Here is a 23,227-nt window from a genome sequence, read left to right as displayed (position 1 = left end):
GAGATGACCCGCGTTTCCAGCCAGATTGCCGCCGCCCACGCCGACCTGATCCGTGCCGTCAGTGCAGGGCTCCGTGACGCCCTGAACCACGCGGACGCCCGGTCTGCCATCGCCCGCTACCGCGAAGATGGCTGGTCCGCGCTGGCCGATGCGCTGGAGAAGCGACTCGTCGACGAGTCGGTCGATGCCTCGACCCTGGACGACGAGGATCGTGCCGTGGTCGAGGCGATCGAGGCCGCCATCCGCGATCCGGCCTGGCTGGACGCCGTCGAGGCCGAGGCCGAGGCCGGGGCCGCCGAACAGGTCGCCGCCCTGATCCTGGCCGCGACCTGGGGTGAGCGCGAGGCGCTGGCGGCCATCAACGAGATGCGCGAGACCGCGGAAAGCGCCGGGGTGACCGGGTCGACGGCCCATGCCTTCGTCGCCATCGTCGAGGGGGAGCGCGACATCGACCGCCTGCTCCGGGACTTTCCCGAAAGTCGCCGCGGGCTGGTCAACGCCACCCTCGTCGCCGTCCGCCGCCAGGAACGGGCCTGAGCCACCTTCCCCACGACGGGGGCTCCGAGCACCCTGCCCCGCGCCGACCGTGGCCGGCACGAGTGCCCGGCTCAGGCGTTGATCACGCGGGCCTCGGCCCGCAGTTCGCCGCCCATGCGACACATCAGCTCGTAGCTGATGGTGCCCGCGGAGCGGGCGACCGAGTCGATGGGCAGGGCATCACCCCAGCACTCCACCTCGTCGCCGACCCGCGCCTCGATGCCGCGCAGGTCGACGGTGACCATGTCCATCGAGACCCGGCCGATGATCCGGGTGGTCTGCCCGTTGACACGGATGGGCGTGCCATCCGGTGCGTGGCGCGGGTAGCCGTCCCCGTAGCCCACGGCGGCGATTCCCACCGCCATGCGCTCCGGGGCGATGAACCGGCCGCCGTAGCCGATCGAACCACCCCTGGGGACCTCGCGGACCGCGACCAGCACGGTCCGCAGGTGCATGCCGGCTCGCAGGTCGCGGTCCGCGGCCTGGCCGAAGATGAAGGGATTGCCCCCGTAGAGCATGATCCCCGGCCTTACCCAGTCGCCCCCGGCATCGTGACCGAGCAGCGCCGCGGAATTGCAGAGGCTGGTTTCGCCGCCCCAGCCGGTGGCCACGTCGTCGAACCGGTCGATCTGCGTCCGGGTCTCTGCGGGGTCGGGCTCATCGGCGCGGGCAAAGTGGGTCATCAGCCCGATCCGCTCGGCCACCGCCGGGCAGCTCGCCAGTCGCGCCCGGGCCTCCCCGATGGCCGCCGGCATCAGGCCGGCACGATGCATGCCGGTGTCGAGCTTCAGCCATGCCCGCAGGCGGCCGCGCGGCAGGGCGCCGCCTCGCTCGGCACACCAGCGCTCGAGCTCCCGGATCTGCGCAAGGTCATGGAAGACCAGGTCGAGCGACTGCTCGATCCCCACTTCCAGTTCCTCGGCGTCCAGCGCCCCTTGCAACACCAGCAGGCGCTGTTCGAATCCCGCCTCGCGCAACGCCAGCGCCTCGCCGGGCGTGGCCACCGCGAACCCCTCGGCACCGGCCGCCGCGAAGGCCGTGGCGGCCGTCAGCATGCCGTGGCCGTAGCCGTCCGCCTTGATCGCAGCGAAAATACGCCGCGGCCCGGCCGCCCGCCGCGCCACACCGAGGTTGTGGCGCAGGGCGGCGGCGTCGATCGTCAGGCGGGCGCGACGCATCATCGGTAAGCTTCCGGCACCGCGTCCGAGCTGATGAAGTCCTCAAAGCGCGTGTTCTTCCCGCGGAATGTCATCACCACGGTGCCGATCGGGCCGTTACGTTGCTTGCCGATGATGATCTCGGCCATGCCCTTCTTCTCGGTATCCGGCTCGTAGACCTCTTCCCGGTAGATGAACATGATGATGTCGGCGTCCTGCTCGATCGCCCCGGATTCGCGCAGGTCGGACATCACCGGTCGCTTGTTCGGACGCTGCTCCAGCGAGCGGTTGAGCTGGGACAGCGCGATCAGCGGCACGTTGAGCTCCTTGGCCACGGCCTTGAGCGAGCGGGAAATCTCGGAGATCTCGTTGGTGCGGTTCTCCTTCGACCCCGGCACCTGCATGAGCTGCAGGTAGTCGACCACGATCAGCCCGAGATCCTGTTCACGGGCAAGCCTCCGGGCACGCGAGCGCAGGTCGGAAGGCGACAGCGCCGGGGTGTCGTCGATGAAGATCTTCGCCTGGCTCAGCTGGCCCACGGCGCCAGAGATGCGGTGCCAGTCCTGGTCCTCGAGCTGCCCCGTCCGCACACGCGTCTGGTCGATACGGCCCAGCGAGGAGAGCATGCGCACCGCGAGCTGGTCGCCGGGCATCTCCATGGAGAACACGGCCACCGCCTTGTCGTTGTAGAGGGCGACGTTCTCGGCGATGTTCATGGCGAAGGTCGTCTTGCCCATGGAGGGCCGCCCGGCCACGATGATCAGGTCACCGTTCTGCAGGCCGGTGGTCATGCTGTCGAGGTCGGTGAATCCGGTACTCTGCCCGGTCACCTCGCCCTTGTTCTCGTACAGTTCGGCAATGCGATCCATCGCCACGGTCAGCAGGTCCGTGATGCCCTGGAAACCCCGACGGGTGCGTGCCCCCTCGTCGGCGATGGCGAAGATTTCCTTCTCGGCGTGCTCAAGGACGTCCGTGGCCGAGCGCCCCTCCGTCTGGTACCCCATGCGGGAGATGTCGGTACCGACCTCGATCAGCCGGCGCAGGAGGGCATGCTCGCGGATGATCTCCGCGTAGGCGAGGATGTTTGCGGCACTGGGCACCGAGTCCACCAGCGCGGCCAGATAGTCGTTGCCGCCGATGTCCTCGAGTTTCTCCACCGCCTTGAGGCGTTCGGAGACCACCATGGCATCGAAGGGCTGGTTCCGCTCCGCCAACTCCTCGATCACCTCGAAGATCACGCGGTGATCGTGGAAATAGAAATCCTCGCCGTGGATCTTGTCGCCAATCTGCTCGAAGGCGAGCGGATCGAGCATCAGCCCCCCCAGCACGGCCTGTTCGGCATCCTGGGAGTGCGGCGGCACGCGCAGGGGGATCGGGGAGGAGCCATCCCGGCCGGACGAGGCGCTGCGGAAATGACCCTGGATTCTATCGGATTCGTGTTCCGTCGATGGCATCAATATCGGGACCGTGGGGTGTGTCGGGGACCGGCGACGACGCGCCGTGAAGACCCCGAATGATACGCCCTGGGCTGCTTGTTGGCCACGGCGAGACGGAGATTCCGCACGCGCGCCACATGCCCGGGACCAACGAAAAAGCCCGCCCCTTTGACGAGGGCGGGCTTCGGGACGTTTGTCCGCCGGCAGAAGCCGGCGGCGAGGCGCTTACTGCTCGGGGACGACCACGACGGTGATGTCGACGTCGACTTCCGAGTGCAGGTGCAGTTGCACCGGGAACTCGCCCAGCGCACGCAGGGCACCTTCCGGCAGGCGCACTTCACGCTTCTCGACCTCGACACCGAACGCGTCGCTGACGGCGGTGGCGATCTCGACGGTGCCGACCGAGCCGAACAGCTTGCCTTCGGCACCAGCCTTGACCGGGATGGTGACGCTGGCCTCTTCACCGATCTTGTCGGCGCGGGCCTGGGCGGCGGCCAGTTCCTCGGCAGCCTTCTTCTCGAGTTCGGCGCGACGCGTCTCGAACTCTTCCATGTTGGCCTTGGTGGCCGGCTTGGCCTTGCCGTAGGGGATCAGGAAGTTGCGGGCGTAGCCCGGGCGGACGCGGACCACGTCGCCCAGCGAGCCCAGGTTCTCTACCTTGCTCAACAGAATTACTTGCATGGGATATTGACTCCTAGACGCTCAGGACGGACGCGATCAGTGACGGTCGGTGTACGACAGCAGGGCCAGGAAGCGGGCGCGCTTGATGGCGGTCTGCAGCTGGCGCTGATAGCGGGCATTGGTACCGGTCACGCGGCTGGGAACGATCTTGCCGGTCTCGGTGACGTACTGACGCAGGGTGTCAATGTCCTTGTAGTCGATGTGCTTCACGCCCTCGGCGGTGAAACGGCAGAAACGCTTGCGACGGAAAAAACGGGCCATGGATCAAACCTCTCGAAACTTATTCGCTGGAGTCGTCGGATTTCTTCTCGGAATCGCGACGCTCTTCACCCTTGTTCTCGTCGTCACGACGACGCGGGCGACGCTCGGACTCGCGCTCCTGCATCATCGGCGAGGGATCGGTGTAGGCCTCGTCGCAACGGACGGTCATGTGGCGCAGGACGGCGTCGTTGAACTTGAACGCTTCCTCGAGCTCGGCCAGTGCAGCCTGGTCGGTCTCGACGTTCATCAGCACGTAGTGCGCCTTGACCAGCTTCTTGATCGGGTAGGCCAGTTGGCGGCGACCCCAGTCCTCGAGACGGTGGACCGTGCCCTGTGCGGCCTCGATGATGCCGCGGTAGCGCTCGATCATGGCCGGGACCTGGTCGCTCTGGTCCGGGTGGACCATGAAGACGATTTCGTAATGACGCATGGATCAAAACTCCTGTGGATTGAAGGCAGCCTGCCGCATGCGGAACGGTCAGGCAGGAGAAACAAGGCGCGCATTCTACGCCGACTCGGCCGATCCATCAAGGCGCATCGCCCGGCGTAAAATCGGGCACACGCCCCTGACCATCAAGCCACCGGTAACGACATGCCCTACCCCCATCGAGAGAAAGCCACCCCGAAAGCGAAGATATTCATCCTGGCCTTCGTCATGGCGGGGCTGGCCGGTCACGTCAACAGCGCCATGCTGCTGGCCTTCGGCCTGCCGGTGAGCCAGATGACCGGCACGGCCTCGCACCTGAGCGAAGGCCTGGCGTGGCTGGATGCGACAACGGCGTTCACCGCAGTGGCCATCCTGGCGGGATTCATCGGTGGCGCCACCCTTTCGGGCGTCATGATCGGCCACCGCCAGTTCCCGGAGAGTCCCCGTTATGGGTGGGGGCTCGGAATCGAGATGCTCCTGCTGCTCGCCGCCGCCCTGGCCGCTCTTTACGGCCTGGCCGTCATCTCCCTGAGCATCGCCGCCGTGGCCTGCGGGTTGCAGAACGCGCTGGTGGCCAGCTACCGGGGCCTGCTGATCCGCACCACCCACATCACCGGGATAACCACCGATTTCGGTGTGCACCTCGCGCGGTCCATCCGGCTGCGCCATTGGTCCTGGGAGGGGTCGCTGCTGCTCACGCTCATGGGCGGCTACGTCGCCGGCGGCGTTGGCGGGGTGCTGTCCCAGGTGCTGGGAACGGCGGGCAGCCTCCTGCCGGCGGCTGCAGGCGCCGGTCTGATGGCATGGGTCGCCCGCCTGTACCGTCGACGGGAACGCCTTCGGTAACGACGCATCCGCTCCCCGAACCAGCAACTTCCCATCGGATTTCCAAAGGGAAACCATGGGTTGCCCGAGCAAAAAAAGACCCGGGCTGGGCCCGGGTCCGAAACAACGACCATCATTGCCGGATCACAGAGACTCGATATACGCACCGAGGTTCTTCATGTCGTCCTCGCTGAGGGAGGCGGCATTGGGCGCCATCTGCGCATAGTCGTCCCCGGCCAGTCCCTTTTCCTTCAGCGCCTCCTTGTCACCATCCTTGTAGAGTGCAAGAACCTCGGCGACTTCGCCCTGGCTCTGGCCCTTCAGGGACGGATAGACGTCCGATCCCTCGCCCTTGGCGCCGTGGCAGGCGGCACAGACCGAGTCATACTTCGACTTGCCCGCCTCGGCGTCAGCGGCCATCGCCTGCGGGCCCATCACGGCGAACGCAAGACCGGCAAGACTGACAATCGTGGATCTCATGGCGAATTCCTCCATTGCTAGCGTGGTACATCACGCTCCGCTCCGACTGACGACGGACCGGAACAGATCGCGCGCCAACCTAACATGGCAGATTTGCGGCAACAAATCGCCAAATCCACGGGTCAGTCGGCAATTGACCAGCCGGGATGAACCCTGCGCCCGGTGGGAAGTTTCCGGCATCGGTGCCGTAAACCGGACTCGTCCTCGCCGACCAACGCCCGCTCTACCTCCCTCCGCCCGCTTCAGACGCCACTGCGGGAACGGCCCCGCGACGATGCATTGCCGATCGCTCGTTTAAAGCCAGCCGAGGGAACTTTCCCATAAAATACTTGTATCTCCCCATAGTGGGAATTATTCTCATTACTGTTGCGCAACTCATCCGCATGACATGCCCCGTCGGAGGATTCACGATGAAATCGATCACGCGCCAACTGGCTCGCCTTTCGGCCCTGCCCCTGGTACTGCTATTCGCTATCCCCTCGCAAGCGGCGGAAATCCGGTTGTCGTTGCCGCCGGATCCCAACGCCCTGCCGGTGTTCGTGCTCGAGGCGAAGCAGGAACGGTTCCTGCCGGAAGATGACCTGAAACTGGTCTCCAACCCGGCCGGGGATCCGTCGGCGATGCGAGCGATGATCCAGGCACGTCGGGTGGACTTCGCGCTGTTCAACCTGATCGGGGGCGTGCGTTTCCACGCAGGCGGCCTGCGGGATATCAGCCTGGTCACGCCCTGGGTCTGGCGGGGGATCTACCTCCTGCAACCGGTCGAGGACAACGACCTCGAAGAACTCGACGGTCAGCGCGTGCTGGTCGCACCCGGCACGTCCACGCCGCCCCACGTGGTCACGGAAGAGGTGCTGACCGACATGGGCATCCGGCCCGAATTCGTCACCGGCGGCGCCGGCACGGTGTTGATGGAGCAGCTGCGCGACCCGAAGCGGGCCCCCGCAGGCGTGGCCGCGCCCGAACCGCTGGTCAGCCAGATCCTCGATCGCCAGGAAGCACAGGACTGGGACCAGCGCTGGGAGATCCGGCTTGATCCGGCCGAACAGCTCGGCGGCGAGATCCCGCTTGGGGCGCTCTGGCAGGCCCACCCGGACGTCGACCCCGAGGTCAGGGAACGGCTGGTCGCGGCTCTCGACGAGGTCGCCAACTGGCTCGAGGATCCGGCCAACCACGACGAGGCTGCCGCCATCGCCGCGGCCGGTTATGGCTCGTTCTTCCGGATGCCCGTTCCGGAATCGACCTTCCGCGGGCTACTCGCCGCCGAACGCGTTCGCTGGGACACCGGCACCGATGCCGAGACGCGCCGGAAGGTCAAGACGTATCTGCGCTCGGTGTTCGAGATCGACGCCCCGGCAGGCCTGTTCCAGCGATGAACGCCTCCCGCCTGCAGGCCGCACTGTTCCCGCTGGCCGGAGTGACCGGCCTGGTGATCGGCTGGTGGCTGCTTGCCCGCCAGGTGCCCGACTCGATCCTGCCGGGGCCCGGACCGGTGGTGAGCCACCTGCTCTCGGCCCTCTCCGAGGCGGCGATCTGGAAGGACACGGCCCTGACCTTGACCAACGTGCTCGCCGCATTCCTGATCGCCGTGGCCGGCGGCACCCTGCTCGGGCTGTGGGCCGCCTCCTCCGCGGTGGCCGAACGGCTGCTTCATCCCCTGGTGGTTGTGATCGAAGCCGCACCGACCATCGCCTGGCTGGTGCTCGCCATCCTCTGGCTGGGTCTCGGTGCCGGACCGCCGATCCTGGTCGGCGTGAGCATGGCCCTGCCCCTGATCGTCATTGCCACCAGCCACGGCCTGCGCGAGATCGACGCCGGGCTGCTGGACATGGCCCATGTCTACGGCTTGTCGGGCTGGACCCGGCTGACCCGCATCCTGCTGCCCTCGCTGGCGCTGACCCTGGCCGGGGCCGCGTCAGGTGCACTGTCGGTAGCCTGGCGCGGCATCATCATGGCCGAGGCATTCGCGGCAAGTCACGGTCTCGGTCCGTCCCTGTGGGGCAGCTACCTCTACGGTGAGATCCACGACGTCTACGCGGTGATCCTGTGGATCATCCTGCTGGGCCTCGCCCTCGAGTACCTGCTGGTCCACCCCGCCAGAACACTGATCCGGAGGCGTCTGCGCCATGAATGACCATCGCTATTGCGACCTGCCGGCCTGCCCGCTCCAGTCCGGCGTGCAGCAACCATCGGCCCTCGACGGCATCCGGGGCGAACGCCTGCTCGCCCTCGACGGCGTCTGCCGCCACTTCGAGGGCAGCGCCGGCGTGCAGGGGATCGACCTGGCGGTCCACCGCGGCGAGATCCTCGGCGTCTGCGGGACGAGCGGATGCGGCAAATCGACGCTGCTGCGACTGGTCGCCGACCGGGAAACCCCGACCGCCGGCCGCATCGATCGGCGATTCGCCAGACTGGGCATGGTCTTCCAGGAGCCACACCTGCTCCCCTGGCTCACCGCGCGGGACAACGTGGCCCTCGTGAGGCGGAACGAGACTTCGGAGGACCGGGAGGTGGCGCTGGCCACGCTCGCCTCCGTCGGCCTGGCGCACGCCGCGAGCCAGTACCCCGCACAGCTCTCCGGGGGCATGCGCCAGCGGGTCGGCATCGCGCGTGCCCTGGCCGCGGAACCGGACCTGCTGCTGATGGACGAGCCCTTCTCCAGCCTGGACTACTTCACCGCCGTCGACCTGCTCGAGCTGGTCCGTCGTCGCGTGCTCGAGCGGGGGATCGCCGTGGTGTTCGTCAGCCACGACGTGCGGGAAGTCGCCCGGCTATGCGACCGGGTGGTCGTGATGGGGGGAGCGCCGGGACGGTTGATCGACGAGCTGATCAATCCCCTGCCCCACGAGGAACGCGGATGCCGCCCCGGCGCGCTGGCTCGTTTCGAGGATCAGCTACTCGAGGCCATCCGCCGGGGGCAGCCCGACCCGGCCGCCTCCTGAGACTCAGGCACTGATGACGACGAAGGCGAGCGCGTAGGCCCGCTCGTCGGTCACCGACAGCGAGACCGTCCGCCCTCCCAGCCGTTCCAGCGACATCGCGGCCACCCCGTCGAGCACGACCTCCGGCCGACCGTTGCCGTCGTGCCGGGTCTGTATGTCCGCCAGGCGCAACCCGCCGCGAAAGCCGGTGCCCAAGGCCTTGGCCACCGCTTCCTTGGTCGCGAAGCGCTTGGCCAGCCAGGCCGACGGGTCTCCCGCGGGCAGGCGCTCGCGCTCCGCGGCGCCCAGCAATCGGTCGGCCAGGCGGTCGCCATGGCGCTCCCAAGCCCGGCGAATACGGGCGATCTCGACCAGGTCGGTCCCGATGCCGAGGATCATGAGGCCGAGGACTGCGCCCCGCGACGTGCGGTGTGCATGAGTTCCTTCATCTCCCGGACGGCGCCGGGAAGTCCGGAGAACACCGCCTGCCCGATGATCGCGTGGCCGATGTTGAGCTCCTCGATCTCCTCGATCGCGGCGATCGCCGCGACGTTGTGATAATGCAGGCCGTGCCCGGCGTTGACACACAGGCCGACGTCCACGGCATCCCGCGCCGAACGCCGAAGCAACTCGAGCTGCTCCCGGGTGGCCTCGTCGCCCTCGGCATCGGCGTAATGACCGGTATGCAGTTCGATCACCGGGGCCTCGCAGGCCACCGCGGCGTCGATCTGGCGCGCGTCGGCGTCGACGAACAGCGAGACCCGGATGCCGGCCTCGGCCATGCGGTCGCAGGCGGCGTGGATGCGGTCGATCTGTGCCGCCACGTCCAGCCCGCCCTCGGTGGTCAGCTCCTCGCGGCGCTCGGGGACCAGGCAGACGTCGTGCGGCCGGATCCGGCAGGCAAGATCGATCATCTCGTCGGTGGCGGCCATCTCCAGGTTCATGCGGGTCTGCAGCAACTCGCGCAGGATCTCCACGTCACGGTCCTGGATGTGCCGACGGTCCTCCCGCAGGTGCAGCGTGATGCTGTCGGCGCCCGACTGCTCGGCGAGCAATGCGGCGGCCACCGGGTCCGGATAGCGGGTGCCGCGGGCCTGTCGCAGGGTGGCCACGTGGTCGATGTTCAGACCGAGGAGCGGATACTGGGCGGTGACGCGGTTGGTCATGGAGTGATGTCCCGGAGAGGTTGTGACGAATGGGCGTTACGGGCCCACAGTTTAGGGGGAATCCGGCGCGGTTTCAGCCTCGGCCGGTGCCGAGGGCCACAGGCGCCGACTGACGAACGGGCGGTCTCCCACGTGCGGCACCAGGAGCGCCTGCATGAGATCGCGCGCCGTCCGCCGATCGGCAGCGGAGACCAGCGGGCGGTCGGCGGCGATGGCGAGCAGAACCCGGCCGGGGATCGCCCCCGTCCGCCCGTCGGGGACAATGCCGCCCTGCAGTCCGACACGATAGCCGGCATCGGGATCCACGGGCGCGCGGTCGGCGGTGTGCCCCCAGTCGATGCCGCTTCCCAGGTGTTCCAGCAACTGCCGCTCGAAGCGCCGCATCACCACGGACACCGGCACCCCGGGCTCCTCGAGCATGGCGAGGCTCTTCCAGTAGTCGAGGAACAGCCCGGAGACGGGCTCGTCGGGGCGCAGTGCGCGCAGGATCAGTTCATGCAAGTAGAAGGCAGCGGCCAGACGACGTCCGTGAAGGAAGCGGAAGTGCTCGACCGGCTCGGCGGACTTCAGCACCGGCCACCCGCCCCGCCCGGCGGACTGGAGTTCGAGGCAGACGAAGGCGGGGGGGCGCTTCTGACCGCGACTGCCGACCCGCCGAGCGCCGGGCTGGCGCATGCGCAACCAGCCATGGGTATCGGTCAACCAGTCGAGCAGCAGGCCGTGCTCCTGGAAGGGTCTGGCATGAAGCAGGAAACCCCGCATGGCCTAGCCGAGCCTCGCGGCCACGGAGCGACTACTCCGGCAACTGGTAGCCGAGTGCCGCAACCGAGCGCTCGTCGTCGGCCCAGTCGTCGTGGACCTTGACCCACAGATCCAGCATGACCCGCTTTTCCAGCAGATGCTCGATGGCTTCGCGGGCCTGCTGACCGACCATCTTCAGCCGGGAGCCGCCCTGCCCGATCACGATGCCCTTCTGCCCCGAACGGGCCACGTAGATCACCGCGCCGATGGTCACCAGGTCGGGGGTTTCCTCGAAGCGCTCGATGGTGACCGTGGTCTGGTAGGGCAGTTCGTCATGCAGGGAACGAGCGAGCTTTTCACGGACGATCTCGGCAGCCATGAACCGGATCGGGGCGGTGGTCACCTGGTCCTCGTCATAGCCCGGCGCCCCTTCCGGCAGGTAGGAGAACATCAGGTCGACCAGTCCGTCGAGCCCGCGCTTGCGCCGCGCACTCATGGGATAGATCTCGGCGAACTCTGCCTTTTGACCCATCCGGGCGAGGAACGGCAGCAACTCGGTCTTGTCGTTGACCAGGTCCACCTTGTTGACCACCAGCACCACCGGCGCGTCGACGTTCTTCAGCAGCCGAAGGACGTTCTCGTCCTCGTCACCGAACTGGCCGGCCTGGACCAGGAACAGGATCAGGTCGACGCCCTCCAGGGCGCTGCGCGCGGTTCGGTTCAGCTGTCGGTTCAGCGCGTCCCGGCCCCCTCGGTGAAGGCCGGGCGTGTCGATCAGGACGATCTGCCCGCGCGGCTCGGTGACGATGCCGGTGATGCGGTGGCGGGTGGTCTGCGGCTTCGGCGCGGTGATCGACACCTTCTGCCCGACCAGCCGATTGACCAGCGTGGACTTGCCGACGTTGGGACGCCCGACGATGGCCACGTGGCCGAAACGGGGACTTGTCTCGCTCATTCGGCGTTCTCCTGCTTGCCTCGACCATCGCGCGCCTCGCGCAGGGTCTCGAGCATGTGGCGGGCGGCGCTCTGTTCGGCGCGGCGACGGGATGAGCCCTTCGCCCGGGTCTCGTAGGGCGTGTCGTCGACCTCGACCCGGCAGGCCACCTCGAAGGTCTGACGATGGGCCTGGCCCGTCTGGCTCAGGACCTCGTATTCCGGAAGGGCCAGGCGGTCGCGCTGCAGGTACTCCTGCAACTGGGTCTTGGCATCCTTGAGCGACTGGGCGTCGGGCAGCGACACCAGTTCGTCGCGGAACAGCTCCTGCACCCAGTCGTGGGCCGCGCTGAAACCCTTGTCGAGATACAGGGCACCGATCAGCGCCTCGAGCGCGTCGGCAAGAATCGAATCCCGGCGATGGCCACCGCTCTTGAGCTCGCCCGAGCCCATCACGAGGTAGTCCCCCAGCCCGATGCGACGCGCCACCCGGGCGAGCGTCTCCTCGCGCACGACGGAGGCACGCAGGCGGGAGAGCGACCCTTCGGAGGCCTCCGGCTTGTGGCGGTAGAGGTAGTCGGAAATCGCCAGGTTGAGGATCGAGTCGCCCAGGAATTCCAGGCGCTCGTTGTTGACCCGCCCGGCCGAGCGATGCCTCAGCGCCTGGGTGAGCAGGTCGTCACTATCGAACGACAGCCCCAGCGATGCGGCCAGGGTGTCCGGTTCACGGATGAGAGGATTGTTGCTTCTAGTTACTGACACGGACTTGGTGTTCGAAATCGGCCACCAGCGACAGGTTGGCGAACAGCGTCGCCCGGCCTTCGTAGTTGTACTTGACGTCGAACCCGCCGGTTACCGGGCGGATGTCGAAATCCTTGGAATCGAAGCGGTCGTCCACCTCGTTGATGTCAAGCTGCTTGTCGGCCATGCGACGGATCTCGGCCGGACTCGACGCCGTCTCCTTTTCCAGGCTCTTGAAGATGGTCACCAGTTTCTGATCGGCGATATACATCGGCACCACCTGCATAACGACCAGCGCCGCAAAACCGAGCACAATCGCCCCGATGATCAGGCCAATCAGCGACATCCCGCCCTGGCGGCCGGCCGAGTTCAGGTGACGATTTCCCTTCGCTTGCATGCTTTCCATTCCTCTTCAGTCCTCCCCTTGGAGAAGGCGTTCCTTCGGTTAGTCGGATTCGACGACATCGATCGAGCGGCCGATGCGCCCCGCATCGAAGCCGCCGTCCTGCCAGTTCCAGTGAAGCCAGATCATAACCGCTTTGCCCACCAGATTCGATTCCGGCACGGTGCCCCAGAAGCGGCTGTCGTTGCTGTGGTTGCGGTTGTCACCCATGACGAAATACTCGTCATCCGGGACTGTCCACTCCCCCGAGCGCAGATGGCCGCCGTTATCGAGCAGCACCTGGTGGAGTCGGCCGTCGATATCCTCGAGCGCGACGGTCAGGCCGGCATGCTTGAGGTTGGCATCCCCCTCGTAGCGACCCTGCTCCTCGAGCGGGAACTCGCGGTCGTTGACCCAGACCCGGTGATCCTCGATGCGCACGGTATCTCCGGGAAGCCCGATGATCCGCTTGATGTAGTCCACCTCGGGTTGCTCCGGGTAGCGGAACACCGCCACGTCCCCCCGTTCCGGTTCGCTCATCGGGACGATCTCGGTGTCGACCACCGGCAGGCGCAGGCCGTAGGTGAACTTGTTCACCAGGATGAAATCGCCGACCAGCAGGGTCGGCATCATCGAGCCCGAGGGAATGCGGAACGGCTCGAACAGGAACGAGCGGATGATCAGCACCGCCAGCAGGATCGGGAAGAACGACTTGGCGTAGTCGACCAGCAGAGGCTCGCTGTCGCCCCCCTCCTTTCGCTCGATACCCGCCTCGTGTCCCAACTGCTGGGCCTCGGATTCGAGACGCGCCATGCGTTTCGGCCGGAATACCAGCCGGTCGACCAGCCATATCAGGCCGCTGGCAAAGGTGGCGACCACCAGGATTAACTCGAAATTCAAGGAACGTTCTCCGGGTTCGGTGCAACCGATCGCGGTCGGCGATCAGTTGCTCTTGTTGTCCATCTGCAGCACGGCGAGGAACGCCTCCTGCGGCACCTCGACCTTGCCGATGCTCTTCATCCGCTTCTTGCCGGCCTTCTGCTTCTCGATCAGCTTCTTCTTGCGCGAGACGTCGCCGCCATAGCACTTGGCCAGCACGTTCTTGCGCAGCGCCTTGACGTTGGTCCGGGCGATGATCTTGCCGCCGATGGCCGCCTGCAGGGCCACTTCGAACATCTGCTGCGGAATCAGTTCCTTGAGCTTCTCCACCAGCTCGCGACCGCGCTGTTCGGCCTTGTCACGGTGCACGATCAGCGACAGCGAATCGACCGCCTCGCCGTTGATCAGGATGTCCATCTTGACCAGCTTGGCCGCCTCGAATCGATCGAGGTGATAGTCGAAGGAAGCATAGCCGCGGGAGACGGACTTCAGGCGGTCGAAGAAGTCGAGTACCACCTCGGCCAGCGGCAGATCGAAGATCAGGGTGACCTGGTTGCCCGAATACAGCATGTTCTTCTGCACGCCGCGCTTTTCCATGCAGAGATTCAGTACCGGCCCGACGAAATCCTGCGGACAGAGGATGTGCGCCTCGATGATCGGCTCGCGGATCTCGTTGATCAGCGTCGGCTCGGGGAGCTGCGAGGGGTTGTGGATCTGGTAGGTGGTGCCGTCCTTCTCCTCGACCTCGAAGATGACCGTCGGCGCGGTCGTGATCAGGTCGATGTTGTACTCGCGCTCGAGCCGCTCCTGGATGATCTCCATGTGCAGCAGCCCCAAAAATCCGCAGCGGAAGCCGAAGCCCAGCGCGGTCGAGACTTCCGGCTCGAAGTGCAGCGCCGCGTCGTTCAGCCGCAGCTTGCGCAGTGCCTCGCGCAGGTCGTCATAGTGATCGGACTCGACCGGGTAGAGACCGGAGAAGACCCGCGGCTGCATCTCCTTGAAGCCCGGCAGCGCCTCGGCGGCCGGGTTCTCGGCGTCGGTGAAGGTATCCCCGACCTTGGCCGAGTCGATGTCCTTGATCCCGGCGATGACGAAGCCAACCTCGCCGGCGAACAGGCCGTCGCGCGCCAGCGTCTTCGGCGTGAACACGCCGGTCTTGTCGACGGTGAACACGTCGCCGGTGCCCATGGCCTTGATCTTCGCCTTGGGCCGGATCGCCCCGTCGATGACGCGCACCAGTGCGACCACGCCGACGTAGTTGTCGAACCAGGAATCGACGATGAGCGCCTTGAGCGGGCCGTCCTCGTTGCCTTCGGGCGGTGGAACCTGTTCGATCAGGCGCTCGACCACCTCGTCGACGCCCTCGCCCGTCTTGGCCGAGCAGGTCACGGCGTTCTGCGCCTCGATGCCGATGATGTCCTCGATCTCGGCCTTGACCCGGTCGGGCTCGGCCGCCGGGAGGTCGATCTTGTTGAGCACCGGCACAACCTCGAGCCCCAGGTCGATCGCCGTATAGCAATTGGCGACCGACTGGGCCTCGACGCCCTGGGAGGCGTCCACCACCAGCAGTGCGCCCTCGCACGCGGCCAGCGAACGGGAGACCTCGTAGGAGAAGTCGACGTGGCCCGGCGTGTCGATGAAGTTCAGCCGGTAGGTCTCGCCGTCGCGCGAGTGGTAGTCCAGCGAGACGCTCTGCGCCTTGATGGTGATGCCACGCTCGCGCTCGATGTCCATCGAGTCGAGTACCTGCGCGCTCATCTCGCGCTCCTCAAGCCCCTCGCAGCGCTGGATGATGCGATCGGCCAGCGTGGACTTGCCGTGGTCGATGTGCGCGATGATCGAGAAGTTGCGAATCCGGGAGAGACGCTCGGAGGCCATAGGGGATTAACTTTCGGTTCGTGGACGTGTCTCGCGCGACGACAGGTCGCGGGAAAGGCCGCACAGTATATAGCTCAACCCACCTCAAGTCAGTCGGAACGGTGCGGGTTCCCGGAAAACGCGGGCATGAAGAAGCGCCGCTCACCGTCCCGGCTGACGAGAAACAGCACCAGCTCGTTGCCACGCGTGTGGGCCAGTTTGGCCAGGATGCGGTAGGCCTCGCCAGGCGAATCGATCTGGTGCTGATCGATGGAGACCACCTCGTCACCCGGCTGCAATCCGGAAGCGGCGGCCGGCCCCTTGGGGTCGAGTTCGCCGATACGCACCTCGCCGTCTTCCCCCCGGCGCAGGATCAGCCCGAGCGTCTCGATGACGACCAGCTCCGGCTCGTCGATCTCGTCGATGGATGGCTCGGGCTCCTCGACCGGCTGCTCCGGCAACGCCGACAGCCGCACCTCGATCTCGTCCGTGGCATCCCCCGACCGGACTTCCAGGCGGACGTCGGATTCCGGGGGCAATGCCCCGAGCACCTTGGTGAGGTCCGCACCCTCGTTGATCTGCACGCCATTGACGGAAAGGATGACGTCACCGACATCCAGGCCCGATTCCGCGGCGGGAGACGAGTCGACGAAACCGACCACCTCGGCGCCGTAGGGACGCACCAGCCCCAGGTGCTTGGCCAGATCCCGGCCGACGCTACGCACCTCGACGCCCAGGAAACCTCGCCGCACCTCGCCATGGCGCTTGATCTGGGTGATCACGTCCACGACGTAATTGATCGGGATGGCAAAGGAGATGCCGTTGAAGGCCCCCGACTCGGTGAAGATCTGGGCGTTGATACCGATCACCTGCCCACGGACATTGAACAGGGGCCCCCCGGAATTGCCGGGGTTGATGGCCACGTCACTCTGGATGAACGGCACGTAGGGCTGCTTCGATTCAGACGGCAGGGTACGCCCGAGGCCACTGATCACGCCGGCGGTAACGGTCTGGTCGAACCCGTAGGGCGAGCCGATCGCAACGGCCCACTGACCGGCACGAACGTCATCCGAGTCCCCCAGGGAAACGGGCGGCAGTTCATCGGCCTCCACCTTCAGCAGAGCGATGTCGCCGATCTCGTCAATACCCATCACCTCGGCTTCCATCTCGCGACCGTCGGCCGTACGCACGAACACCTTGCTGGCATCCGCAATGACGTGTGCATTGGTGGCGATGTACCCGTCGGCGGTCAGGATGAAACCCGAGCCGTCATTTTCCTGCGGCAGTCGCGGGACCTGAAACTCCGCCGGCACGTCCCTCTCGCCGAACAGCCCCCGATACCACTCGTCCATCCCGGAGGAGCTTGCATCCTCCTCGCTGACTGCCGGCAGGCTCTGCACGCCGGTGACGTTGACGACCGACGGAGCATTTCGTTCGACCAGAACCGTGAAGTCCGGCAGGCCGGAAACCTGCTCGGTAGGGGGCGCACTCTCCTCGTCTCCGCAGGCCGCCAGCAGGAGCATGCCCACGACAACAAGCATGGCCGGCACGGCCCGCCCGACCAGGCGACAGAGTCGCTCGGTCGGCGAGATGAGCGGAACGGAAATCGGGATTGAAGTCTTCATCGGGAGGTGCAAACCCGCGGTCATGAACGGCCCTGCAACAGAACGCGCTCCAAGCTGAATTTCTCCAATGGTACTGTGGAACCGCTATCGTTAGGAAACACGCCCTCCGGGATCACTCGTCGGAGGCCTGGCGGAGAGTCACTTCCTTGAGGACCGGGAAGAATCGTCCGGAACGTGCCTGGCGCCGCTGCCTGGCACGGACGAATCCGAGCATCAACACCAGACCGGCGAAGGCACCGACGACCGTGACGAACTCGTCGCCGAACAGGAGGTCAAGGGCGATCGCCCCGGCGAGCAGCCCCACGAGCGGGGCCAGGTAGAGCCAGAGCGAGGCCTCCAGCAACGCGCGCTGAGACATGCCGACAACGACGTGATCGCCGACGGACAAGGGTTCGCTGGTGGGCAGGTAGACCCGGTGACGCGGCAGCCGGAACAGGCGCTGGAAGATACTGACACCACAGCCTTTCCCGTCCCGGCAGTTGGCACAACCCCCGCTGGCCCCCGATTCCAGCCAGGCGCCCCCCGACTCGATCGCCACCACCACCGCGGGCTCGAGCACCAGGCCTTCTCCCGCCGGGGTCCCGGCCGACCGGTCGAACCCCGTCATCAGTTGCCGGACTCTGAGTCCGCCTCGTCTGCCTGGCCCGGCTCGCGCACGGTGTTGGCCACCAGTGCCTCGACCGTCGCGCTGGGGACATCCCCGATCGCGGTTACGCGCGTATCGTCGACGGCACGAGCCGCGATCTTCATCCCCTGGCGGGTACGGCTCGCGTCGCGGCTTGCCTCACCCCGGCCTTCCTCGACGAACACCGAGGCGGTGGCCAGCCCGTCGGTGACGACCAGGTGCTCGAAATACTGGCCTGTCACCGGGTTCCGACGCCAATTGCGCGACTTGATGCTGTAACCGCTCGGCAGTGGATCGATGACCCAGTTTTCCTCGCGGATTGGCGCATTTTCGACCGGCTCGCCACCAAGTTCGATCACCTCGAAGTCCGAGTCGATGTCCGCCACGAGGTCATCCTGAAAGAAGAGTTCGACGCGGTCGAGCGATTCGATCTGCGTGAACTGATTGTGCTCGATCGGTTGGCCGCGCTCGTCGTACATGCTCATGCGCAGCAGCAGCGGCACTTCCTGCCCGATACACAGCTTGTAGCCGTAGCGATACTCGTCGGTCGGCACGATTGCCATCATGTCGCAGGACTCGCCGGCCACCCGGCTCCGTCCGAGCGAGACCATCCGGTAGGTATCGTCGATCGATTCGATCGACTCGAAGCGTTCGCCGGCCAGCCGGCTGGTGATGTTGGGATAATCCCCCAGCATCACCTGCTCTCGTTCTGGCCAGATGCAGGCGCAACGATCGCCGAGCCGACGGATCTCCCGCACCTCGCCGTTCTCGGCGACCAGCAGTTCCGCGCGCTGGCCTTCGATCTCGCGATGGACCACGCGCATCAGCTCGATCTCGTCCCCGCGGACGTGCATGAATCGTCCGCCGTAGGTATGGCCGGACATCACGTCGACCATCTCCCGGATACGCTGGCGGAGGGACGACTCGCTGCCGGTATCCAGCTGGGCGGTCGATTCCGAGTCGGTTGGGGATGCGAGCGATGTCTCGGTCCAGCGGGCGCCCGGATCGGCGAGGACCCCGGCAGCCAGGAATGCCGCCGGAACGAGCACGAGGGTCTGTGCGAGCCGTCTGGTTCCTGACACGTTAGCGATCATTCCCTTTCAAATGCAGCGGCACGGACCTCGGGCATCACGGTACCGAATTCGGAGGACGCCGCCCGGTAATGCGTGATCACGTACGGGTCGGAGTCCGAGGACCCCCCACCCGTTGCCCAGGCCGGCAGCTTCGACTCGGCGGAGGAGCGGCTGCTCCCGCCATTGCTGGCTGCCAGCGTCGTTGCGTCGTCCTGCGCCCCACCGGCAACCGGGGAGACTTCCTCGGGGACATCGTTATTGGCCTTCAGGGAGGCCATCACGGCCCGATCGTTTTCCGTCGGTCCACTGGCCTGAGCCGGCACCTCGCCGGGAGTCGATCCGCGATCGGACGTAGTGATCGACAGCCCCACGGCGGCCACCGCGGCGAACAGTGACGCCGCCACGGCCCCCTGCAGCACACGCTGGCGGCGCTTGGCCCGCGCGATTTCCATGGAAACGACCTTGCCCGACCCGGGGAGTTCGTCGGCCGGCAGTTCGTCGAGTCGAGCGTTGATCGCGGCAAGCAGATCGCGGGTCGGCTGTTCCTCACCGCGCACGCGATTGCCGATCAGCTCGAACAGTCGGGCCTTCTCGTGTACCGAGTCCCGGTGTTCGATCAGTTCATCGGCCCAGCGACCGTTGCCCGACAGTTCGTCGTCCCACCAGTCCGAAACCACCGCGTCGATGGTTGCCGAATCGTCCGCCTGTCTTTGCTTCATCACGGGTGCCACCTTCAATCCCCACCCTTGAGTGGTTGAATCGACTGCTCAATTGCCTCACGGGCGCGAAAGATCCTCGAGCGCACCGTCCCGATCGGGCAGTCCATCACCGCCGCGATCTCATCGTAGCTCAAACCCTCCATCTCTCGCAGAGTGAGCGCCGTGCGCAGATCCTCCGGGAGATCGGTAATGGCCCGATCGATGGCCGCCTTCAGCTCCGCTGTCGCCGCCAGTGCATCGGGAGACCCCATGTCTCGCAAGGCCTCGGGTTCGATCATCGGTTCATCTGACTCGTCCGAACCGCCGGAGTTCAACGACACGGTGAACCCCCCTCGGGCATCGGAGGCGAGCTGGTTCTTGGCCGTGTTGACGGCGATCCGGTATATCCAGGTATAGAAGGCGCTGTCGCCCCGGAAACGGCCCAGGGCGCGATAGGCCTTGATGAAGGTTTCCTGGGCCAGGTCGAACACCTGTTCCGGATCACGGATGTAACGGGCGATCAGGCGCTGGACCCGATGCTGGTATTTCAGGACCAGGAGATCGAAGGCGCGCCGGTCACCCTTCTGTGCACGGGCCACCAGGGCCTTGTCTGTCTCCTCGGCGCTCATACCTGATTCAGAAACCTGCCTGGACGAAATGCGTGGAATGACCGGGTGCTGCAGCAGCAATGCTGCCCGGCCCGAAAAAGCATGCCGATCCGCGTATACTCGTCTGACCTGACACGCATCCCGGAAGTATCCATGTCGGCCGGGCTCGGATGCAAAGATATTGCAACAATAATACCATCCGAGGCATGTGACCGGTAGCCGAGGGAACAAAGCGATCGATCTCGCGGCGACCCGGCCGGCCCGCCTGCAGGTGCTTCAAGGGGTCCGCCGTCTCCGGCGACCCGTTCCCGACGGGCAACGGGCCTGTCCCCGCCCCGACGATCGGAATAGGCGCAACGGACACGGACACCAACGACCGCGCGGTTACGATCGAAGGACAAGTGGACAACCGACCGGCAAGCACGTTCCCTGCCGGGAGCATCCCGGACCGCCCCCCTCCAGACCTGAAAGGAAATCGCCGCTGCATGACCGAAAACAACGCTGCCACGCCCCATCATCAGACCGACGTGCTGATCATCGGCTCTGGAGCCGCCGGCCTGGCCATGGCCCTGAGACTCCCCGAGCACCTCGACGTCCTCGTGATCAGCAAGGGCAAGCTGGTCGGGGGGAGCACACCTTGGGCCCAGGGTGGCATTGCCGCGGCGTTGAACGGCAACGAGGACATCGAACAGCATATCGAGGACACGATCCGTGCGGGGGTTCGCCTCCCCGATCGTGACGTCGTCGAGCACGTGGTGCGGGCCGGCCCGGCCCAGATCGAGTGGCTCGAGTCCCTCGGCATGCCCTTCACCCACGACAACGAGCACGGCGAACGGCTGCACCTGACGCGGGAAGGCGGGCACAGCCAGCGGCGCGTCGCCCACGCCGCCGATCATACCGGTCGCTCCCTGACCGACACGCTGGTGACCGCCGTCAAGGCGCGACCCAACGTCCGGGTGCTGGAGCATCACAACGCCATCGACCTGATCACGGCCCGTCGACTCGGCGAGACCCGCGATGCCTGCCTGGGCGCCTACGTGCTCGACATCCAGGCCGACCGGGTGGTGACGATCCGCAGCCGCTACACCACCCTGGCCACCGGCGGTGCGGCAAAGGCCTACCTGTTCACCACCAACCCGGACAGCGCGACCGGTGACGGGATCGCCATGGGCTGGCGTGCCGGCTGCCGTGTGGCGAACATGGAATTCATCCAGTTCCACCCCACCTGCCTCTACGAACCGCGGGCCAAGTCCTTTCTCATCAGCGAGGCGGTGCGTGGCGAAGGCGGCGTCCTGCTGCGCCCGGACGGCACCCGCTTCATGCCGGACCACCACCCGGATGCCGAACTCGCCCCGCGGGACATCGTCGCCAGGGCCATCGACGCCGAAATCAAGCGTCTCGGCATCGACTGTGTCTACCTGGACATCAGCTTCAAGGGGCGCGAATTCATCGAGAGCCATTTCCCGATGATCCACCAGCGCTGCCTCGAGTTCGGCTACGACATGACCAGGGAGCCCCTGCCGGTCGTGCCGGCGGCCCACTACACCTGCGGGGGGGTAATGACCGATCTCCACGGTCAGACCGACATCCCCGGCCTGTTCGCCATCGGCGAAACCGCGCACACCGGCCTGCACGGCGCCAACCGACTCGCCAGCAACTCCCTGCTCGAATGCCTGGTATTCGGCGAAGCAGCCGCGCGTCGTATCGCCGAGGCGCCCGGCGAGCCGGCGGAGGCCGACCTGGCCATTCCGGCCTGGGACGAAAGCCAGGTGACCGACCCGGACGAGGCGGTGGTGGTCACCCACAACTGGGACGAACTGCGCCGCAGCATGTGGAGCTACGTGGGCATCGTGCGCACCACCAAGCGCCTGTCGCGCGCCAGGGCCCGAATCAGCCTGTTGCGCCGGGAGATTCACGACTACTACGCGCATTTCCGGGTGAGCAACAACCTCATCGAACTGCGCAACCTGGTCGAAGTCGCCGATCTCATCGTCCGTTCGGCACTCAATCGCCACGAGAGCCGCGGGCTGCATTACTCGCGCGACTTCCCCGATACCAATCCACGCGCCGACCACTTCGACACGGTGCTCATCCCCCCGCCGGCCCGCCCCTATCCCCAGGTCCGCCAGGACCGCAGCCGGACAGCACCACCGCCGGAAGAATGAATCGAGGCTCCCCGCAAGGCAAGGGCCCGGAACGCAAGAAAGCCGGGCAAATGCCCGGCTTTCCGTGGTTTGCAGCAGCACCGACGGCTCACGAGGCCGCCGGCTGAAGCATCACTGACCGTATTCGATCACGGCGCGACGGTTCTTGGACCAGGCATCCTCGCCGCTTCCTTCGACGGCCGGGCGCTCCTCACCGTAGCTGACGGTCTCGACCTGACCGGAGGAAACGCCGTAGGACAGCAGCGAGTCGCGAACGGCATTGGCGCGCTTCTCGCCCAAGGCGATGTTGTACTCGCGGCTGCCACGCTCGTCGGTATGGCCTTCCACCACGACTTCCCGGTCATCATTCTCCTTCAGGAAATCCGCGTTTGCGCGCAGCATGTCCTGGTACTCGTTGGCGACCGAATACTCGTCGAAGCCGAAATAGACGGTACGCTCGCGCTCGGCGGGCTTGCCTTCGTAGAGCTCGTCCTCGCTCATCCCGCCGCCATCGGCCAGACCGGCGCTGCGGGCGCCATCAGCCGCGTCAGCCGCCGCCGCATCATCATCAGCACCCGGGCCAGGGGTGGAACTGCACGCGGACAGGACAACGGCCATTGCCCCCACGGATGCCAGATAAGACCAACGCATGTTTCAATCTCCTTGAAATCGTTCTTGAACACAAAAAATCAGGCGGAAACTTTACCACGGCAAGCATGAATAACCCGGAGCCGTGACAGGTTGTAGACCGACCGCCCCTGCCCGGGTTCCCGGGAACGGTGAATCGGCCTTCGACCCCGGCATCCGCTGCCGGGGAGCGCTATCTTGACAGGGTTTCGGCTTTACCTGAAGATGCGCGGGCATCGGAGGGTTGGCAGAGCGGTTGAATGCACCGGTCTTGAAAACCGGCAAGGGTTAATAGCCCTTCCAGGGTTCGAATCCCTGACCCTCCGCCAGATGATGAAAAAACCCCGCCAGATCCCTTGATCTCGCGGGGTTTTTTCTTCCACGCCTTCGGCCTGGTGCAATC

General features: G+C 66.1%; 26 protein-coding genes and 1 tRNA gene. 7 read left to right on the top strand and 20 right to left on the bottom strand.

The genetic code is table 11. The features are described from left to right. Positions 1-3 precede the first annotated feature (3 nt). Positions 4-537, top strand: a complete 534-nt coding sequence (locus ACLFMY_RS02295; protein WP_410762902.1) for a hypothetical protein — start codon at positions 4-6, stop codon at positions 535-537. Between the two features lie 71 nt (positions 538-608). Here ACLFMY_RS02295 and alr read toward each other — a convergent pair whose 3' ends face one another. From alr to rpsF, 5 genes are all read right to left on the bottom strand, one after another. After that, a complete protein-coding gene (gene alr, locus ACLFMY_RS02290; RefSeq protein ID WP_410762901.1) occupies positions 609-1,718 on the bottom strand; it encodes an alanine racemase in 1,110 nt (369 codons plus the stop codon). Further along, positions 1,715-3,148, bottom strand: coding sequence for a replicative DNA helicase (gene dnaB / locus ACLFMY_RS02285; RefSeq protein ID WP_410762899.1), 1,434 nt, complete (start codon positions 3,146-3,148; stop codon positions 1,715-1,717). The genes alr and dnaB overlap by 4 nt, the downstream gene beginning before the upstream one ends. Before the next feature lie 207 nt (positions 3,149-3,355). Further along, positions 3,356-3,811, bottom strand: coding sequence for a 50S ribosomal protein L9 (gene rplI, locus ACLFMY_RS02280; RefSeq protein ID WP_410762898.1), 456 nt, complete (start codon positions 3,809-3,811; stop codon positions 3,356-3,358). Positions 3,812-3,847: 36 nt separating this feature from the next. Next, positions 3,848-4,072, bottom strand: coding sequence for a 30S ribosomal protein S18 (gene rpsR / locus ACLFMY_RS02275; protein WP_125198602.1), 225 nt, complete (start codon positions 4,070-4,072; stop codon positions 3,848-3,850). A gap of 19 nt (positions 4,073-4,091) precedes the next feature. Further along, entirely contained in the window at positions 4,092-4,502 is a 411-nt protein-coding gene (gene rpsF, locus ACLFMY_RS02270) for a 30S ribosomal protein S6 (protein ID WP_410762897.1), read from the bottom strand. A 162-nt stretch (positions 4,503-4,664) separates the two neighbouring features. On the opposite strand from rpsF, the gene ACLFMY_RS02265 reads away from it, so the two are divergent. Continuing rightward, on the top strand, positions 4,665-5,345 hold the full coding sequence (locus ACLFMY_RS02265; RefSeq protein ID WP_410762896.1) for a YoaK family protein: 681 nt from the start codon (positions 4,665-4,667) through the stop codon (positions 5,343-5,345). Between the two features lie 123 nt (positions 5,346-5,468). Here ACLFMY_RS02265 and ACLFMY_RS02260 read toward each other — a convergent pair whose 3' ends face one another. Further along, positions 5,469-5,804, bottom strand: a complete 336-nt coding sequence (locus ACLFMY_RS02260) for a c-type cytochrome (protein ID WP_410762895.1) — start codon at positions 5,802-5,804, stop codon at positions 5,469-5,471. Between the two features lie 410 nt (positions 5,805-6,214). On the opposite strand from ACLFMY_RS02260, the gene ACLFMY_RS02255 reads away from it, so the two are divergent. The 3 genes from ACLFMY_RS02255 to ACLFMY_RS02245 are packed head-to-tail and all read left to right on the top strand — an operon-like array spanning position 6,215 to position 8,746. Beyond that, complete coding sequence (locus tag ACLFMY_RS02255; protein WP_410762894.1) at positions 6,215-7,180, top strand: hypothetical protein; 966 nt, start codon at positions 6,215-6,217, stop codon at positions 7,178-7,180. Continuing rightward, positions 7,177-7,938: an ABC transporter permease gene (locus ACLFMY_RS02250; protein WP_410762893.1), complete on the top strand. Its 762-nt coding sequence runs from the start codon at positions 7,177-7,179 to the stop codon at positions 7,936-7,938. Before ACLFMY_RS02255 ends, ACLFMY_RS02250 begins: the two co-directional genes overlap by 4 nt. Beyond that, positions 7,931-8,746 carry an ABC transporter ATP-binding protein gene (locus ACLFMY_RS02245; protein WP_410762892.1) on the top strand — a complete coding sequence of 272 codons (816 nt, stop codon included), beginning with the start codon at positions 7,931-7,933 and terminating at the stop codon, positions 8,744-8,746. Before ACLFMY_RS02250 ends, ACLFMY_RS02245 begins: the two co-directional genes overlap by 8 nt. Positions 8,747-8,749: 3 nt before the next feature. Here ACLFMY_RS02245 and acpS read toward each other — a convergent pair whose 3' ends face one another. From acpS to rpoE, 13 genes are all read right to left on the bottom strand, one after another. Further along, positions 8,750-9,124, bottom strand: a complete 375-nt coding sequence (gene acpS, locus ACLFMY_RS02240; protein ID WP_410762891.1) for a holo-ACP synthase — start codon at positions 9,122-9,124, stop codon at positions 8,750-8,752. Further along, positions 9,121-9,891: a pyridoxine 5'-phosphate synthase gene (gene pdxJ / locus ACLFMY_RS02235; RefSeq protein ID WP_410762890.1), complete on the bottom strand. Its 771-nt coding sequence runs from the start codon at positions 9,889-9,891 to the stop codon at positions 9,121-9,123. The genes acpS and pdxJ overlap by 4 nt, the downstream gene beginning before the upstream one ends. A 51-nt stretch (positions 9,892-9,942) precedes the next feature. Beyond that, positions 9,943-10,653: a DNA repair protein RecO gene (recO, locus tag ACLFMY_RS02230; RefSeq protein WP_410762889.1), complete on the bottom strand. Its 711-nt coding sequence runs from the start codon at positions 10,651-10,653 to the stop codon at positions 9,943-9,945. A 31-nt stretch (positions 10,654-10,684) separates the two neighbouring features. Then, complete coding sequence (era, locus tag ACLFMY_RS02225; RefSeq protein ID WP_410762888.1) at positions 10,685-11,587, bottom strand: GTPase Era; 903 nt, start codon at positions 11,585-11,587, stop codon at positions 10,685-10,687. Continuing rightward, positions 11,584-12,327, bottom strand: a complete 744-nt coding sequence (rnc, locus tag ACLFMY_RS02220; protein WP_410762887.1) for a ribonuclease III — start codon at positions 12,325-12,327, stop codon at positions 11,584-11,586. The genes era and rnc overlap by 4 nt, the downstream gene beginning before the upstream one ends. Further along, the gene (locus ACLFMY_RS02215; protein ID WP_410762886.1) at positions 12,314-12,703 is read right to left on the bottom strand and encodes a DUF4845 domain-containing protein; all 390 of its coding nucleotides are present in this window, start codon (positions 12,701-12,703) and stop codon (positions 12,314-12,316) included. The genes rnc and ACLFMY_RS02215 overlap by 14 nt, the downstream gene beginning before the upstream one ends. A gap of 48 nt (positions 12,704-12,751) precedes the next feature. Continuing rightward, the gene (lepB, locus tag ACLFMY_RS02210; RefSeq protein WP_410762885.1) at positions 12,752-13,588 is read right to left on the bottom strand and encodes a signal peptidase I; all 837 of its coding nucleotides are present in this window, start codon (positions 13,586-13,588) and stop codon (positions 12,752-12,754) included. A gap of 42 nt (positions 13,589-13,630) precedes the next feature. After that, a complete protein-coding gene (gene lepA / locus ACLFMY_RS02205; protein WP_410762884.1) occupies positions 13,631-15,445 on the bottom strand; it encodes a translation elongation factor 4 in 1,815 nt (604 codons plus the stop codon). 89 nt (positions 15,446-15,534) lie between these two features. Then, on the bottom strand, positions 15,535-17,049 hold the full coding sequence (locus tag ACLFMY_RS02200; RefSeq protein ID WP_410762883.1) for a trypsin-like peptidase domain-containing protein: 1,515 nt from the start codon (positions 17,047-17,049) through the stop codon (positions 15,535-15,537). Positions 17,050-17,161: 112 nt separating this feature from the next. Next, positions 17,162-17,656, bottom strand: coding sequence for a SoxR reducing system RseC family protein (locus ACLFMY_RS02195; RefSeq protein ID WP_410762882.1), 495 nt, complete (start codon positions 17,654-17,656; stop codon positions 17,162-17,164). Beyond that, positions 17,656-18,756, bottom strand: a complete 1,101-nt coding sequence (locus ACLFMY_RS02190) for a MucB/RseB C-terminal domain-containing protein (protein ID WP_410762881.1) — start codon at positions 18,754-18,756, stop codon at positions 17,656-17,658. The genes ACLFMY_RS02195 and ACLFMY_RS02190 overlap by 1 nt, the downstream gene beginning before the upstream one ends. Before the next feature lie 8 nt (positions 18,757-18,764). Then, positions 18,765-19,466, bottom strand: a complete 702-nt coding sequence (locus ACLFMY_RS02185) for a hypothetical protein (protein ID WP_410762880.1) — start codon at positions 19,464-19,466, stop codon at positions 18,765-18,767. Positions 19,467-19,480: 14 nt separating this feature from the next. After that, the gene (gene rpoE, locus ACLFMY_RS02180; RefSeq protein WP_410762911.1) at positions 19,481-20,074 is read right to left on the bottom strand and encodes an RNA polymerase sigma factor RpoE; all 594 of its coding nucleotides are present in this window, start codon (positions 20,072-20,074) and stop codon (positions 19,481-19,483) included. 464 nt (positions 20,075-20,538) lie between these two features. Between rpoE and nadB the strand changes: the two genes are divergently transcribed. After that, positions 20,539-22,218 (top strand): L-aspartate oxidase, encoded by a 1,680-nt coding sequence (gene nadB, locus ACLFMY_RS02175; protein ID WP_410762879.1) that lies wholly within the window; start codon positions 20,539-20,541, stop codon positions 22,216-22,218. Between the two features lie 111 nt (positions 22,219-22,329). Here the strand turns inward: nadB and pal are convergent, their stop codons facing one another. Continuing rightward, the gene (gene pal / locus ACLFMY_RS02170) at positions 22,330-22,698 is read right to left on the bottom strand and encodes a peptidoglycan-associated lipoprotein Pal (protein WP_410762877.1); all 369 of its coding nucleotides are present in this window, start codon (positions 22,696-22,698) and stop codon (positions 22,330-22,332) included. Positions 22,699-23,062: 364 nt separating this feature from the next. Here pal and ACLFMY_RS02165 point away from each other — a divergent pair. Beyond that, positions 23,063-23,153, top strand: a tRNA-Ser gene (locus ACLFMY_RS02165). Positions 23,154-23,227: the final 74 nt, after the last annotated feature.

It is taken from the genome of Guyparkeria sp., from assembly GCF_046545975.1.
GTDB lineage: Bacteria > Pseudomonadota > Gammaproteobacteria > Halothiobacillales > Halothiobacillaceae > Guyparkeria.
This window is presented reverse-complemented; position numbering and strand designations above follow the sequence as displayed.

Coding starts and splice junctions, on each gene's coding strand:
- alr (WP_410762901.1), bottom strand. CDS start 1,718: ATGATGCGTCGCGCCCGCCTGACGATCGACGCCGCCGCCCTGCGCCAC.
- ACLFMY_RS02260 (WP_410762895.1), bottom strand. CDS start 5,804: ATGAGATCCACGATTGTCAGTCTTGCCGGTCTTGCGTTCGCCGTGATG.
- ACLFMY_RS02250 (WP_410762893.1), top strand. CDS start 7,177: ATGAACGCCTCCCGCCTGCAGGCCGCACTGTTCCCGCTGGCCGGAGTG.
- ACLFMY_RS02185 (WP_410762880.1), bottom strand. CDS start 19,466: ATGAAGCAAAGACAGGCGGACGATTCGGCAACCATCGACGCGGTGGTT.
- ACLFMY_RS02255 (WP_410762894.1), top strand. CDS start 6,215: ATGAAATCGATCACGCGCCAACTGGCTCGCCTTTCGGCCCTGCCCCTG.
- era (WP_410762888.1), bottom strand. CDS start 11,587: ATGAGCGAGACAAGTCCCCGTTTCGGCCACGTGGCCATCGTCGGGCGT.
- rplI (WP_410762898.1), bottom strand. CDS start 3,811: ATGCAAGTAATTCTGTTGAGCAAGGTAGAGAACCTGGGCTCGCTGGGC.
- ACLFMY_RS02265 (WP_410762896.1), top strand. CDS start 4,665: ATGCCCTACCCCCATCGAGAGAAAGCCACCCCGAAAGCGAAGATATTC.
- nadB (WP_410762879.1), top strand. CDS start 20,539: ATGACCGAAAACAACGCTGCCACGCCCCATCATCAGACCGACGTGCTG.
- pal (WP_410762877.1), bottom strand. CDS start 22,698: ATGAGCGAGGACGAGCTCTACGAAGGCAAGCCCGCCGAGCGCGAGCGT.
- ACLFMY_RS02215 (WP_410762886.1), bottom strand. CDS start 12,703: ATGCAAGCGAAGGGAAATCGTCACCTGAACTCGGCCGGCCGCCAGGGC.
- ACLFMY_RS02245 (WP_410762892.1), top strand. CDS start 7,931: ATGAATGACCATCGCTATTGCGACCTGCCGGCCTGCCCGCTCCAGTCC.
- ACLFMY_RS02195 (WP_410762882.1), bottom strand. CDS start 17,656: ATGACGGGGTTCGACCGGTCGGCCGGGACCCCGGCGGGAGAAGGCCTG.
- rpsF (WP_410762897.1), bottom strand. CDS start 4,502: ATGCGTCATTACGAAATCGTCTTCATGGTCCACCCGGACCAGAGCGAC.
- acpS (WP_410762891.1), bottom strand. CDS start 9,124: ATGATCCTCGGCATCGGGACCGACCTGGTCGAGATCGCCCGTATTCGC.
- ACLFMY_RS02295 (WP_410762902.1), top strand. CDS start 4: ATGACCCGCGTTTCCAGCCAGATTGCCGCCGCCCACGCCGACCTGATC.
- recO (WP_410762889.1), bottom strand. CDS start 10,653: ATGCGGGGTTTCCTGCTTCATGCCAGACCCTTCCAGGAGCACGGCCTG.
- ACLFMY_RS02200 (WP_410762883.1), bottom strand. CDS start 17,049: ATGAAGACTTCAATCCCGATTTCCGTTCCGCTCATCTCGCCGACCGAG.
- dnaB (WP_410762899.1), bottom strand. CDS start 3,148: ATGCCATCGACGGAACACGAATCCGATAGAATCCAGGGTCATTTCCGC.
- pdxJ (WP_410762890.1), bottom strand. CDS start 9,891: ATGACCAACCGCGTCACCGCCCAGTATCCGCTCCTCGGTCTGAACATC.
- lepA (WP_410762884.1), bottom strand. CDS start 15,445: ATGGCCTCCGAGCGTCTCTCCCGGATTCGCAACTTCTCGATCATCGCG.
- rpoE (WP_410762911.1), bottom strand. CDS start 20,074: ATGAGCGCCGAGGAGACAGACAAGGCCCTGGTGGCCCGTGCACAGAAG.
- rpsR (WP_125198602.1), bottom strand. CDS start 4,072: ATGGCCCGTTTTTTCCGTCGCAAGCGTTTCTGCCGTTTCACCGCCGAG.